1 protein-coding gene is annotated in these 955 nt (G+C 41.4%); it reads left to right on the top strand.

Translation table 11 applies throughout. The features are described 5' to 3' along the window. Positions 1-79: 79 nt before the first annotated feature. Positions 80-271 carry a hypothetical protein gene (locus Xenpb_RS19340; RefSeq protein ID WP_255523221.1) on the top strand — a complete coding sequence of 64 codons (192 nt, stop codon included), beginning with the start codon at positions 80-82 and terminating at the stop codon, positions 269-271. Positions 272-955 lie beyond the last annotated feature (684 nt).

Below are 955 nucleotides of genomic sequence, written 5' to 3'. Positions count from 1 at the left end.
CGTTCGCAGTGATTCATTTGCATATAATTGATTGATTTTTATCATGGTTGAAATACCAACCATCTAAAAGTGATGGAAAATGGCACGAAGAAAGCAAAAGAATTCACAATCGATAGTTTCCACGGTCACAGGGAAGATTACCGTTGCACCCAAGCGTATAAAGTACCAGACAGGTAAGGTGATGGCAGTCGCTACCATGCAGGCACAGGTGATAAGCGCAGTGATTATCCGCTGCGTGTCGTGGGCTTTGATGAGATGGCGCTGTCGGTGATGTTATTGAGGAAAGGTCAGGTGATCACGGTAACGGGAAAGGCTTCTTACTGGCAGGGGTATCAGTTAGCTGTCTCCTCAATCACTCAATAGGTTCCGACGAAATTCGGCGTAACCTCTTCACAAGGTTGGTGCGTTTAACGTACTGACCTACTACTGAATACGAAATTCGTTGTCAGTCATTAATCTAAGCTCGGCTTCCTCTTTTACCGCAAATGATGGGTTCTAATATACTCTGCAAATATTTTGTTCTCATGTTTTCTTATGTGCCCTCCTTTGTGTGATTACGAGGCAATAGTAATAGTACGAAGACAGTAAGAAAAGTCTCAAAATGACATAAGTGCAATTATTGGGAAATCTTTCATTGGCAGGGAATACCAGCTAACAGAAAGCGCAATGAATTAGAAAAAGAGCAAAATAATTCAGGGGCATAAAAAGGGGCATCATAACAATCAGTTAAATATAAAATTAATATATTCAGTTAGTTATAGTTATTTGCTAGTCCCGCTCTGGCACCAAATTAAAAACCACTGATAAAACAGTGAGTTCGGGAATAAAAAATCTATGGTCACCCCCGTTTTTGCAACACTGATTTTGATTTATGATGGGCTTGCTTAAATCTATCCGGCGTCACTATGGGCAAGGATGCCCGCGCCTCGATGAGTTCCGCACCTGATATTCCTAA

This window comes from Xenorhabdus sp. PB62.4 (assembly GCF_014467285.1).
GTDB lineage: Bacteria > Pseudomonadota > Gammaproteobacteria > Enterobacterales > Enterobacteriaceae > Xenorhabdus.
This window is presented reverse-complemented; position numbering and strand designations above follow the sequence as displayed.

Bases quoted from the DNA above. Each gene is read 5' to 3' on its own strand.
- Xenpb_RS19340 (WP_255523221.1), top strand. From the start codon at position 80: ATGGCACGAAGAAAGCAAAAGAATTCACAATCGATAGTTTCCACGGTC.